Origin of the sequence: uncultured Chitinophaga sp., from assembly GCF_902168175.1 — a bacterium.
Classification (GTDB): domain Bacteria; phylum Bacteroidota; class Bacteroidia; order Chitinophagales; family Chitinophagaceae; genus Chitinophaga.
This window is the reverse complement of the sequence record NZ_CABHOU010000025.1, coordinates 610,710-623,608: the sequence shown is the minus strand read 5'-3', so window position 1 is coordinate 623,608 and position 12,899 is coordinate 610,710. Positions and strand designations below refer to the sequence as shown.

Genomic DNA, 12,899 nt, shown 5'->3' with positions numbered 1-12,899 from the left:
AAAATCCCCGAAGTTCTTTGCCGTTACCTTTAAAACCTGTAGGTTTGCCCCCACATTTAGCATCGGAATAATGGCAAAACATTGGTGGAAAATTTTAAGTGTGATAATTATCCTTTACACAATCATTATAGGTTTAAGTGTAAAGATTCCTATTATCGCGAATAACGAGCAAACGTCCCGTAACCTTTTTTACCACGTACCGATGTGGATAGCCATGTATACGCAGTTTACCATTTCGGTGGTGGCTTCGGTGATGTACCTGGCATCCAACGATCTTAAGAAAGATATCTGGGCTTCGAGCGCAGGTAGCATTGGGGTGTTTTTTGGGTTATTGGGTTTCGCTACCGGATCACTTTGGGCTACTTATACCTGGGGTGGTACGCTTACCGACGATCCGAAACAGATAAGCACTGCGCTGGCAATACTTATCTACCTGGCCTACCTGGTACTGCGCCTCTCGTTCAACGACCTTGACAAGAGAGCCCGCGTATCGGCCATCTTTAACATATTTGCCTTTGCCTTACTCATACCGCTTACCTATATCATTCCAAGAATGGTCGACTCGCTCCATCCCGGCAGCACCAGTAGTCCTGGTTTTAGTAAGAACGATACGGACGGAACTATGATGCGGGTATTTTATCCCGCGATGATCGGTTGGGCGCTCTTTAGCGTATGGCTGTATTCACTCAGGGTTAGGTATAAAAAAATAGCGCTTAAAAAGATTATACATGCGTAAGAAATCATTCTCCTTTATTCTGCTTAATATTTTCTCCATGTTGTTTAGTGCCGTAGCATTTGCACAACAACAGAACACCGAAACCGGGGCTGTGAATGAAATGATGCGTTCCAATGGCAAGATCAATGTTGTAATTGGCGTGCTGGTGATCATTTTCGCCGGAATTGTGTTATACCTGGTAAGGTTGGAGCGTAAGATCAACAAACTGGAACACGAGAAGTAATCCACATATCCAAAACAATATCCAAAACAATTTTTTATGGCAACAGCTACAGCGCCAGTGCAAGAAGCTCATTATAACTTTTTCCAGAGTGTGGAACAAAGTTTTGACAAGGCTGCCAAATTCACCAAATGGGAGAAAGGTATTCTTGAGCAGATCAAGGCGTGCAATGCGGTATACCGCATGAAATTCCCCGTTAGAATGGAAGGTAACAGGATTGAAGTTATTGAAGCGTACCGTGTGCAACACTCGCACCACAAACTGCCGTGTAAAGGTGGTATCCGCTTCAGCGACGAAGTAAACCAGGATGAGGTGATGGCCCTTGCTGCCCTCATGACCTACAAATGTGCTATCGTTAACGTGCCGTTCGGTGGCGCTAAAGGTGGTATCAAAATTAATCCCCGCCACTACACTCCTTTCCAGTTAGAAAGCATTACCCGTCGTTATACAGCGGAACTGGTGAAGAAAAACTTCATTGGCCCCGGTGTAGACGTACCCGCTCCGGATTACGGAACCGGCGAAAGGGAAATGAGCTGGATACTGGATACTTACACCAGCCTTCGCCCCGGTGAAATAGACGGCGCAGGTTGTGTTACTGGTAAACCAGTGGCTCTGGGCGGTGTTCGTGGCCGTAAAGAAGCTACCGGTCTCGGTGTATTCTACGGTTTGCGCGAACTGTGCAACGTAAAGGAAGATATGGAGAAACTGGGTCTGGAAGCAGGTATCGAAGGTAAACGTGTAATCGTTCAGGGTATGGGTAACGTGGGTTACCACGCTGCCAAATACTTCCACGAAGCAGGTGCCATCGTAGTATGTCTCATCGAATGGGATGGCGCTATCTACAACCCGGCTGGCCTCAATCCTGACGAAGTATTGAAGCACCGCAACGATACCGGCTCTATCATCAACTTCCCGGGCGCTCAGAACCTGGCTAAAAACACGGACGGTCTTGAGCAGGATTGCGATATCCTGATCCCGGCTGCACTCGAAAACGTTATCCATGGTGGTAACGCAGCAAACATAAAAGCGAAGATCATTGGTGAAGCGGCTAACGGCCCTCTCACTCCCGAAGCCGACGAAATTCTGAATGCGAAAGGTGTGATCGTTGTTCCGGACATGTTCCTGAACGCAGGCGGTGTTACTGTTTCGTACTTCGAATGGCTGAAAAACCTGAGCCACGTACGTTACGGAAGGCTGGGCAAACGCTTCGATGAGAATATGAACTTCCACATCCTGAGCGTTATTGAAGAAATGACAGGCCGGAAGGTGTCGGATAAAGAACGTAAGTTCATTGCCCATGGTGCCGATGAGGTGGATTTGGTATACTCCGGCCTCGAAGAAACCATGATCGCCGCGCTGCACGAAGTGCGCGACGTGATGGTCGCTAATAAAGATATCAAAGACATGCGTACCGCAGCTTATGTATGCGCGATCAACAAAGTTGGTGTGGCGTACGAGCAACTCGGTATCTTCCCATAATATTTTACTGTATATCGATTTAAAGCAGTCCTGCCAGTTGGTGGGACTGTTTTGCTTTTAAGAGAGGAGCACTTAGGCCAGTCTGAAGCCTCCTTTGCATATCAAGGCAATATTATCCTCCTGGTACTCAATCCCTATCAACACGTAACACAATATTAATCCCATTATTAATGTTAATAAAAATATCATATGATAGTTAAATAGTATTTTTACCGGATATCCTATTGACCGTGAAATACACTGTACCCTATTTGAACCTGATTGGCAGAGTGGTTTGGTTGGCTTTATTCGCTTTGTTATTCACCAGCGGCGCGTATGCCCAGGTAACTGCGGCATTCGACCTCTCTCCTGGCTCTGTGGCCAGTGGTTGTGCGCCGCTTGTGGTAAGTTTTAAAAATACATCAGTGGGCGCTACCAGCGTAAGCTGGGATTTCGGGAACGGCGTTACGTCCGACCTTATGGGCACTGCCGGCGCAAGTTTTCCCAATCCAGGTGTATACACCGTTAAGCTGGTGGCAAAAGGAGCCTCCGGCACCACCAGCGAAGCAGTTAAAACAATTACCGTGTATAAGAACCCGGTAGCGGACTTTAGCTTCGATGTATCGCAAGGCTGCGTGCCCTTAGGCGTTAACTTTGCCGATAAGTCCGCCCCGGGCGATGGGGCTATTGTTAGTTATGCCTGGGATTTCGGCGATGGGGCGGCCGGCTCCGGCGCTAACCCTTCACATACTTATAATTATGCGCAGTCGTATAACGTGAGCCTCACGGTAACCACTAATCGAGGTTGCTCTAATGTTAAAACAATCAGTAAGGCTATTACCGTATCGCCGGAACTAAAAGCAGATTTTACCGTGGCCAGCACTTATTTATGCGCTGCACCGGGAACTGTACCTGTTACCAACCTGCTTACCGGCCCCGACCTCAGCTACGTTTGGGATTTTGGAGATGGTACAACCAGTACCCTGGAGCAGCCGCTCAATCACTCCTACGCCACTAAAGGAAGTTATACGATGAAGCTGGATGTCACCAACAGTATTGGTTGTAAGGCCAGTAAAACATTTCCGGTACAAATTAATGTAGCTAATTTTAGTGCTGATTTCTCTATTCCGCCTACTATTTGCCAGAACGATCTGCTAACTACGACGGCCGTATTGAGTCCTGTCGCTACATCTGTTAACTGGATGGTGGACGAATATATAGTGAGTACCAGTAATGATCTTACTACGTTGATGTATAGCCCCGGTAAGCACACCATCACCCTAAGTGCATTATTTGGTGCCTGTGAGGCGAAAGTGCAAAAGGAGATACAGGTAAACCCGGTACCAGTGGCCGATTATGTGATAGAAAACAAACCTTATTGTACGCTGCCTATTACTATAAAGTTTACTGATAATACCCCCGGTGCCACTAAATGGCAATGGAGTTCGGGGGCGGGTGAAACTTCTGTGGATAAGGAGCCAACATTTACCTTTAACGCAGCAGGCGTGTATTATCCAACGCTTAAGGTGACCAATGCGGACGGTTGCTCTGCATCGCAGAATAATAAAACAATTAATATCTCAGAACCCAGAATAGAGATAGTAGCCTCGGAACCTTTCAATAAATATTGCGAAGGGGCCAATGTGTCGTTCGGCTATACATCTACCACAGGCGATATTATCACCAGTTTTGAGTGGGATTTTGGCGATGGTTCGCCTTTATCCAACGATCCATCGCCCGTACATACTTATCCGTTAGAAGGCAAGTACCCCATCACCCTGAAATACACTACGCAGGACGGATGTACCGGAACCATCAGTTATTTTAGAACGATCGATATTTATAAAACGCCCAAACCTGTGTTTACAGCGCCTTTAAAGGTATGTGGTAACAATCCGGCACTGTTTAAAGATATTTCGTTGCCTCCTTTCACCCACCGCTCATGGGACTGGGGGGATGGTACGAGTACCGGAGCAGGACTGGCAGATCAGGGACATAGCTTTGCGGACGGTCCGGGTGATTTTGTGGTAACGCTCATGCTGTTTAATGAAACCTGTTACGAAATTGCCCAGCAAACGGTAACGGTATTGGCGCCGTATCCGAAGTTCAACATCGGCTCGGTGGACTGCGACAAGAGGATGGAGGTGAAGATTACCGATGCAACACTTGGTGCCACCAGTTATAAATGGGATTTTGGAGATGGACAAACAATCGACTACAACACGCCGCCGGCCGTACCCGTTGTTTCGCATGTGTACGCGCAAAATGGGAACTACAATATTACGATGACTGTTTCCGATGGCACCTGTACCAGCTCCCTAACCAAAGTAGTAAAGATTATTGCTGCCAGCCCGATCGTAGTCACCGCCGATAAATCTACCATCTGTCGCAATGATGTAGTGACCCTCGTAGCGGCAAACGACCCAAGTGTAGTGCGTGACTTGTACAGTTGGCTGTATAACGGAAATGGCTCGTACGATAACAATTATCGTAACGCCACCAAAGTGTATTCCAACCTGGACCCTGGTACAGCGATACTGAAAACATACGCCTACAATGAAGTAGGGTGTATAGACAGCTCCCATGAAATTAAAGTAGCCGTAACCGGCCCTGTTGCTGATTTCTCTTTTAGTAACGCCAACATATGTCATGGCACACCGATGATTTTTACAGATGCCACCGATACAAAGTATAGTGCGCCGCTTAAAACGTGGACATTTAACTATGGCGATGGCTCCAAAGAGCAGACGTACGCAAACGCCGGCCCGTTTTCGCATATTTATGACAGTGCCGCTTATTACACCGTTACGATGCGGGTCACCGATGAAACGGGTTGTTACCATAGTGCTACCAAATTCGGGCAGGTCGTCATCAAAGGTCCGAATGCAGATTTTACAGCACCGGTGATAGTTGGTCCCGGTATGAAGGCCAATATTGGTAATACCACCGATGTTTCATTAAGCACAGCCCCGGTAACTTATAAATGGGATTTTGGCGATGGGAGTACATCTATTGTAAAAGATCCTGCTCCACACACTTACACGGTTAAAGGTATATACAACGTTACGCTCACCGTAAAAGATGGTAATGGCTGTACTGATACATTGCAGAAGCAGATTAAAGTATCTGATGTAAGTGCCGATTTTATCTATACATCAGCGTATGTAAATCCAACTTCAGGCTGCCCGCCCGTAAAGTATTTCTTCGGGGATAAGTCCTTAAATGCGAAGGAAGTATTCTGGGATTTTGGAGATGGTGGTACATCACGGGAGTTTTCGCCTGAACATACTTACATATATTCTGGCGTGTATAAAATTAAGATGTCGGTAACAGGACAGGCGGGTAATACAGATGAAAAGGAAATAACGATTGAAATTAAGGGGCCTAAAGGAAGTATTACCGCTTCGGCACCCGGCGGGTGTTTAACGAAAGAAATTACGTTTAATGTGCAGGCCAGTAATGTAACCGGTTATTCCTGGGATTTTACGGATGGCCAGGTGAAAGAAACGACAGACAAGTCGATCGCCCATACCTTTAGAAATGCAGGTATATACAATCCCCGCCTGATTCTCGGCGATGGTTCCGGTTGTAAGGGCGTGGCTTACCTCGACGATCCGATCATTATTGATAACCTCGATCTGAAACTTAGTACCGGACCTATTTCGGTATGCGATAGCGGATGGTTTTACCTTGAAGTAGATTATAATAGTTTTTCTATTGATCAGCAAAACATGCCCGGTGTATACACCTGGACGCTGGGGGATGGACTTACAATGACTGGAGAAGGTACACCTACGCCAGTTTTGTACGGCAACAAACCTGGTAGCCCCGAAGTGAAATTACATGTGCTTACCGCGTTTGGTTGTGAGCAAACCGTTACCCAACCGCTGAAAGTATTGCAAAAACCTGTAGTCAGCTTTACTGGTCCTCTGGAGGCCTGTGCAGAAGAAGATGTGCTTTTCGTTTCAGTACTAACGAAAGCCGACCAAAGCACTACTAAGTGGAACTGGACTTTTGGTACTGAGGGTTCCGGTTCGGTGGCAACACCGCAGGCACAGCGGTTTACAGTGGCGGGGAACCACGATGTGCGTTTGATTGTAACCAGCGATAATGGCTGTATGGACACTGCCGATCATGCCATCAATATTTTACCGTTACCCGTTGTTAAGGTGAGCGCATCGGCCAGTTATATCTGTTTGGGGGAAAGTGTTTCGTTAACAGCAGTGGGTGGAACGGGTTACCTGTGGGACAATGCGGCTTCGTTAAATAATGCTGCCATCGCAACGCCTGTAGCTAATCCCGAAAACACGACTACTTACAGGGTAACTGTAACCAATGGTTATGGTTGTGAGGATACGGACGAGGTGACGGTGCGTGTGGTGCGCCCACTCACGGTATCAATTAAACCGGTAACAGATTTTTGTATTGGTGATCCGTTGTTGCTGCATGCCACCGGTGCCGATCATTACATATGGACGGGCGATGATTTAAATGATCCAACATCCCCTGATCCTATTGCCAGGCCGGTAGATGCTGGTATATATACCTACAAGGTTACCGGTTCGGATAATGATGGCTGCTTTAGCGATGAAGAAGAACTAAGTGTAACGGTGCAGCGCAGGCCAACGGTAAATGCTGGTCCGGATATTATTACGCCTGGCGGGGCAGCGGTAACATTAACACCGCAAACCAGTAACGATATCGCCAAACTTAACTGGACGCCGAGCCAGTACCTCGATTGCAGCACTTGTCTGAACCCGCAGGTATTGCTGAATAAATCTACCGTTTACACCATCACAGTGGAAAATGCCTACGGCTGCAAAGCCACAGATGATGTGCTGGTACAACTGGTCTGTAACCAGGGTGCGGTGTTCATTCCTTCCGCTTTCACGCCGAATGCCGATGGTGTTAATGATCTTTTCTTTCCAAAAGGCAGTGGCATCCGCGAAATCCGTTCGATGCGTATTTACAATCGTTGGGGCAACCTGATGTACGAGCGTCAGCGTTTCCAGGTGAACGACCGCAGCGTGGGTTGGGATGGTACGTGGCATGGCAGAAAGGCGGAGTCGGGCGCTTACCTGTATTTCATAGAGGCGGAGTGTGAGGAGAAAACGTTGTTCGAGTATAAAGGAGTGATTATGTTGGTGAGGTAAATTATTCAGGTTGATAAATTAAGAAGCGCGGGCGGTGGCCTGCGCTTTTTTTATGTTGCGGATGTTTGCTGGTGTGGTGATACACCGCTCTGGTTCTGCTTATGCGTAAGGGTTGAGATTAATTTGAAGTGTGATCCTGGTCAATACGCGTAAGAGTTGCTCTCCGACAAGCCGCATCTCCCCTGAAAAACTATTGTAGATTATTAAGGTTGATGCGTAATCCTGGTCACACGCGTGGAGTCGATTCCTGACAACCCCTATCTCCCTGAAAAACTATTTTAGATAATCCTATTCATGCCCGTAAGAGTCGATCTCCTGCACCCACATCTTCCCTAACTATTTTAAGTGGATACGATCAGTATACACCGCCTGCCCGCTGGTTATATATTCGGTGTATACACCGCTACCCAAACGCCGGCAACGCCGTCATAAACTCCGGTGCATTATCTCTCCCTTTCAACCTGCAACAAAAAGTATTGATGCCGTTAGTTATGACAAGGAATGGAACAGGCAAAGCCATATTGTACCGCACAATCTGCTCCAGCACATTCATGTTCAACGCCACGTCCATCTCTTTGCACTCCACGATCATCCAGGGCTTACTCTCGCGGTTGTAGATCACGATATCGCAACGCTTCTTCAATTCTCCGAGGTGTATTTCCTTTTCCACCCCCATCAGCGACGATGGATACTGGTGCGACTTTACCAGGTAGTTTAAAAAGTTCTGCCTCACCCACTCCTCAGGGGTAAGCACCACATACTTCTTACGGTATGCGTCAAATATCATTTGCACACTACCCTCGTTAATAACCTTAAAGTCCGGTGGGGGAAATTCGATGGCGATCATAGTGCAAAACTAGGCAACGCTGTCCTTATTCGCCCAAAAACATTATATTTACTTGTCAAAAGCTATGAAGACAAAAGAAGAAATTGTATCTAACTGGCTTCCCCGCTACACAGGCCAAAAACTGGAAGACTTCGGCTCGCATATCCTGCTCACCAATTTTTCCAACTACGTCAAATTGTTCGCTGAATGGAACAATGCCGAAATTATCGGTACCGACAGGCCCATGCAATCCGTTACAGCAAACGATATTACACTCATCAACTTTGGTATGGGCAGCCCCGGAGCAGCTACTGTTATGGACTTACTGAGTGCCATTTCACCCAAAGCTGTGTTGTTCCTCGGTAAATGCGGCGGACTAAAAAAGAAGAGCAATATTGGCGACCTGATACTGCCTATAGCGGCTATCCGCGGCGAGGGTACTTCTAACGATTATTTTCCTCCCGAAGTGCCGGCCCTGCCCGCCTTCGCATTACAGAAAGCGATTTCTACCACCATCCGGGAGTATGGCTGCGATTACTGGACGGGCACCTGTTACAGTACCAACCGTCGCGTATGGGAACACGATCTGGAGTTCAAAAAATACCTCGAACGCATCCGCGCTATGGCCATCGATATGGAAACGGCAACGATCTTTTCCGTTGGATTTTATAACAAGATCCCTACCGGCGCTTTACTCCTGGTATCCGACCAACCCATGGTGCCGGAAGGTGTGAAGACAGAGGAAAGCGATAAAAAGGTGACGAAGGACTACGTAGAACGCCACCTGAAAGTGGGTATCGACTCGCTCAATAACCTTATTAACAGTCACCTCACCGTAAAGCACCTCCGGTTTTAATGCCAACACCGTTAACCGTCATCAATAACCTGCGGGTCGATTTTACCGGAGAATCCGGTACAGTTACCGCTGTAAACAGCATTTCCCTTACTGTAAATAAGGGGGAAATACTGGGTATTGTAGGCGAAAGTGGCTCCGGCAAGTCGGTAACAGCACTTACGTTGATGCGCCTTATACAGTCGCCCGGCCGCATTGCCGGTGGCAGCATTACCTGGTACGGAAAGCAGCAGCCAATCGATCTGCTGGCGTTGCCGGAAAAAGAGATGAGGAGTTTTAGGGGTCATGAGATCGGTATGATCTTTCAGGAACCCATGACCTCTCTGAACCCACTGTTCACCTGCGGTTCACAGGTGGCCGAAGCTATCAGGCTGCACAAAAAAGTGTCGGCAAAAGAAGCAAAGGCCCAAACCATCGCACTATTCCAAAAAGTAAAACTGCCATCGCCAGAACAGATTTGGGGGCGTTATCCACACGAGTTATCTGGCGGCCAAAAGCAACGGGTTATGATTGCTATGGCCATCAGTTGTAAACCTAAACTGCTCATTGCCGACGAACCTACTACCGCACTGGATGTCACCGTACAAAAGACCATCCTCGAACTGTTAAAGGAGTTACAGGCCGAAATGGATATGAGCATTGTGTTCATTACCCACGACCTCGGCGTAATTGCAGACCTGGCAGACAGGGTAACGGTCATGTATAAAGGAAATATCGTAGAACAGGGCCCGGTGAACGACGTATTCCATCACCCCCAACACCCCTATACTAAAGGCCTGCTGGCATGCCGGCCGCCATTGGTGCAACGCCTCCGCCGGCTGCCCATGATACGCGACTTTATGGAGATCACTCCTGATGGCGCTATTACGGAAAGGGCTACCAACGTATCAGCATTCGTCAACTCCCTCGTACTAGACCCGCTAACGCAGCAGCAGAGAGAGCTACAACTGCAAAAAAGTTCTCCATTGCTGGAGGTGAAGGGGCTTAAAACATGGTTTCCCGTTAAGAAAAATATATTCGGAAAAGTGGAGTCCTGGGCAAAAGCCGTGGACGATGTGAGCTTTGACGTAATGGAAGGCGAAACCCTCGGACTGGTAGGAGAGTCGGGTTGTGGTAAAACGACCCTTAGTCGCACGCTGCTTCGCCTGATAGAGCCTACAGATGGTAGCATCCTTTACAAAGGCAAAGACCTCTGCCGCTTTTCACCCGCTGAACTGCGCGATGCACGGCGTAATATCCAGATCATCTTCCAGGACCCTTATTCCTCTCTCAATCCACGTTTAACTGTGGGGCAGGCTATTATGGAGCCAATGAAGGTGCATGGTTTGCACGGCAACGATAAGGCCCGCCGCGAGCAGGCGCGCCTGTTGCTGGATAAGGTCCAGTTGCGCCCGGAACATTTCGATCGTTATCCACACGAGTTTTCCGGTGGTCAGCGTCAGCGCATCGTTATTGCCCGCACCCTGGCCCTGCATCCCGAGTTCATCATCTGCGACGAATCTGTATCTGCCCTGGACGTAAGTATACAGGCTCAAGTACTCAATTTGCTGATGGAATTACGCGAGGAATTTAACTTTACCTACATCTTTATCTCCCATAACCTGTCTGTTGTTAACTTCATGAGCGACAGGATGATGGTAATGAACAAAGGGAAAATTGAGGAAATCGGTCCGTCAGAACAGGTGTACCGCCACCCGGCCTCGCCTTATACCCAGAAGCTCATCGCTTCCATACCAGGTATGGCGGCCTCCTGATATTTTTTGCCGTTGTTAATATTATGCGTACCTTCGCCCACCTAAATTATATTCATACCGTAATATGAAACTATCACAGTTCAAGTTCGACCTTCCTTTAAATCTGATTGCACAGCATCCTTCTAAGACCAGAGACGAATCACGTTTGATGATCGTTAACCGCGCAACAGGCAAAATTGAGCATAAACTTTTCAAAGACATTATCGGTTACTTTAACGACAAAGACGTAATGGTCGTTAATAACACTAAGGTTTTTCCCGCAAGACTGTATGGCCGCAAGGAAAAAACTGGTGCTAAGATCGAGGTGTTCCTGTTACGTGAACTCAACAAGCTCAACCGCCTTTGGGACGTGATCGTTGATCCCGCAAGAAAGATCAGGGTAGGTAACAAATTGTATTTTGGAGATGACGAATCGCTGGTGGCAGAAGTGATAGATAACACTACTTCCCGTGGCCGTACCATCCGTTTCCTGTTCGAAGGTAACGATGAAGAGTTCAAACAAGTACTCGACAGTCTTGGTGAAACGCCCCTTCCTAAATACATTAAACGCAAGCCTGAAGAAGAAGATAAAGAACGTTACCAGACAGTTTACGCTAAATACGAAGGTGCTGTTGCTGCTCCTACTGCGGGTTTGCATTTCAGCCGTGAGCTGATCAAACGCCTCGAGATCAAAGGTGTTAAGTTCGCCGAAGTAACCCTTCACACTGGTCTTGGTACTTTCCGCCCTATTGAGGTAGAAGACCTGAGCAAGCACAAAATGGATGCGGAATATTTCCACATCGATGAGTATGCGGTGAAGATTGTAAATAAAGCAAAAGAAGAGAACCGTAAAGTGTGCGCGATCGGTACTACTACTGTTCGTGCCGTGGAATCTTCTACCACCGCCCAGGATCATCTGAAAGCGGCAGAAGGTTGGACTAACACATTTATCCATCCTCCTTACGACTTTTCTATCCCTAACGCACTGGTTACTAACTTCCACCTGCCAAAAACCAGCCTGTTGATCATGGTTTGTGCTTTTGCAGGGTACGACCTGGTAATGGAAGCTTACCAGCAGGCAATTAAAGAGAAATACCGTTTCTTCAGCTACGGCGATGCCATGCTGATAATTTGATATTCAGACCGTCAATATGCTAAGTCCCGCCCGTGCGGGACTTTTTTTATTCCTAAATTAGCTCCATGACACTCGTTTACCAGAAAATAGCCATCGTTGTAGCAGGCGGTTCAGGCCAGCGGATGGGCACTTCCATCCCCAAGCAGTTCCTCGAGTTGCATGGCAAACCTGTATTGCAGCACACGCTTACCGCTTTTTCGCAGGCATACGGTGATATGAAAATTGTATTGGTACTCCCCGAAGCACACCGCGCTTACGCCGAAAAGGTAATCCGTCTTTTCGATCATTTTCCCCTGATGAAAGTGGTTAATGGTGGCGATACCCGCTTCCAGTCCGTAAAGAACGGCCTGGCTGAAGTAACAGCACCTTCAGTCGTATTTGTACATGACGGTGTTCGGCCCCTGGTTTCCGGCGATTTGATCCGCCGTTGCCACGATGGAGCCTTGCAGTTCGGCAGTGCCGTTCCCGCCATCGATCTCAAAGATAGTATCCGTGAAGTGCATGCCGATGGTAACACCGCCGCCGACCGTTCCCGTTTCCGCATCATTCAAACCCCGCAAACCTTCCTTTCCAACATCCTGCTGCCCGCCTTCGACTTGCCCTACGATCCGCTGTTTACGGACGAGGCGACTGTTGTGGAGCGGCTTGGCCATAAAGTACACCTCGTAGAAGGCGAGGAGCGTAACCTCAAAATCACCCGCCCCGAAGATCTTGTAGTGGCAGAAGCATTGATGGGGGAGCAGGCGTAGGTACTACTATTTGGCCGCCGTTGTGTCACTCCCTTC

The 12,899-nt window shown here is 47.9% G+C and carries 9 protein-coding genes; 8 read left to right on the top strand and 1 reads right to left on the bottom strand.

The genetic code is table 11. The features are described from left to right. Positions 1-100: 100 nt before the first annotated feature. The 4 genes from ccsA (at position 101) to QZT80_RS06125 (ending at position 7,567) form a co-directional block, all read left to right on the top strand. On the top strand, positions 101-736 hold the full coding sequence (ccsA, locus tag QZT80_RS06140; RefSeq protein WP_295119168.1) for a cytochrome c biogenesis protein CcsA: 636 nt from the start codon (positions 101-103) through the stop codon (positions 734-736). Beyond that, positions 729-959 (top strand): CcmD family protein, encoded by a 231-nt coding sequence (locus QZT80_RS06135; RefSeq protein WP_295119165.1) that lies wholly within the window; start codon positions 729-731, stop codon positions 957-959. The genes ccsA and QZT80_RS06135 overlap by 8 nt, the downstream gene beginning before the upstream one ends. A 36-nt stretch (positions 960-995) precedes the next feature. Then, on the top strand, positions 996-2,435 hold the full coding sequence (locus QZT80_RS06130; RefSeq protein WP_295119162.1) for a Glu/Leu/Phe/Val dehydrogenase: 1,440 nt from the start codon (positions 996-998) through the stop codon (positions 2,433-2,435). Positions 2,436-2,665: 230 nt separating this feature from the next. Beyond that, a complete protein-coding gene (locus tag QZT80_RS06125; protein ID WP_295119159.1) occupies positions 2,666-7,567 on the top strand; it encodes a PKD domain-containing protein in 4,902 nt (1,633 codons plus the stop codon). A 403-nt stretch (positions 7,568-7,970) separates the two neighbouring features. On the opposite strand, the gene QZT80_RS06120 is transcribed toward QZT80_RS06125, so the two are convergent. Further along, a complete protein-coding gene (locus QZT80_RS06120; RefSeq protein WP_295119156.1) occupies positions 7,971-8,414 on the bottom strand; it encodes a type I restriction enzyme HsdR N-terminal domain-containing protein in 444 nt (147 codons plus the stop codon). A 64-nt stretch (positions 8,415-8,478) separates the two neighbouring features. Here QZT80_RS06120 and QZT80_RS06115 point away from each other — a divergent pair, with 64 nt between their 5' ends. The 4 genes from QZT80_RS06115 to QZT80_RS06100 all read left to right on the top strand — a co-directional run bounded on the left by QZT80_RS06115 (position 8,479) and on the right by QZT80_RS06100 (position 12,863). Further along, positions 8,479-9,249 carry an AMP nucleosidase gene (locus QZT80_RS06115; protein WP_295119153.1) on the top strand — a complete coding sequence of 257 codons (771 nt, stop codon included), beginning with the start codon at positions 8,479-8,481 and terminating at the stop codon, positions 9,247-9,249. Beyond that, positions 9,249-11,000, top strand: a complete 1,752-nt coding sequence (locus QZT80_RS06110; RefSeq protein WP_295119150.1) for an ABC transporter ATP-binding protein — start codon at positions 9,249-9,251, stop codon at positions 10,998-11,000. The genes QZT80_RS06115 and QZT80_RS06110 overlap by 1 nt, the downstream gene beginning before the upstream one ends. Positions 11,001-11,064: 64 nt before the next feature. Continuing rightward, on the top strand, positions 11,065-12,114 hold the full coding sequence (gene queA, locus QZT80_RS06105; RefSeq protein ID WP_295119148.1) for a tRNA preQ1(34) S-adenosylmethionine ribosyltransferase-isomerase QueA: 1,050 nt from the start codon (positions 11,065-11,067) through the stop codon (positions 12,112-12,114). A 65-nt stretch (positions 12,115-12,179) separates the two neighbouring features. After that, a complete protein-coding gene (locus QZT80_RS06100) occupies positions 12,180-12,863 on the top strand; it encodes a 2-C-methyl-D-erythritol 4-phosphate cytidylyltransferase (protein WP_295119145.1) in 684 nt (227 codons plus the stop codon). Positions 12,864-12,899 lie beyond the last annotated feature (36 nt).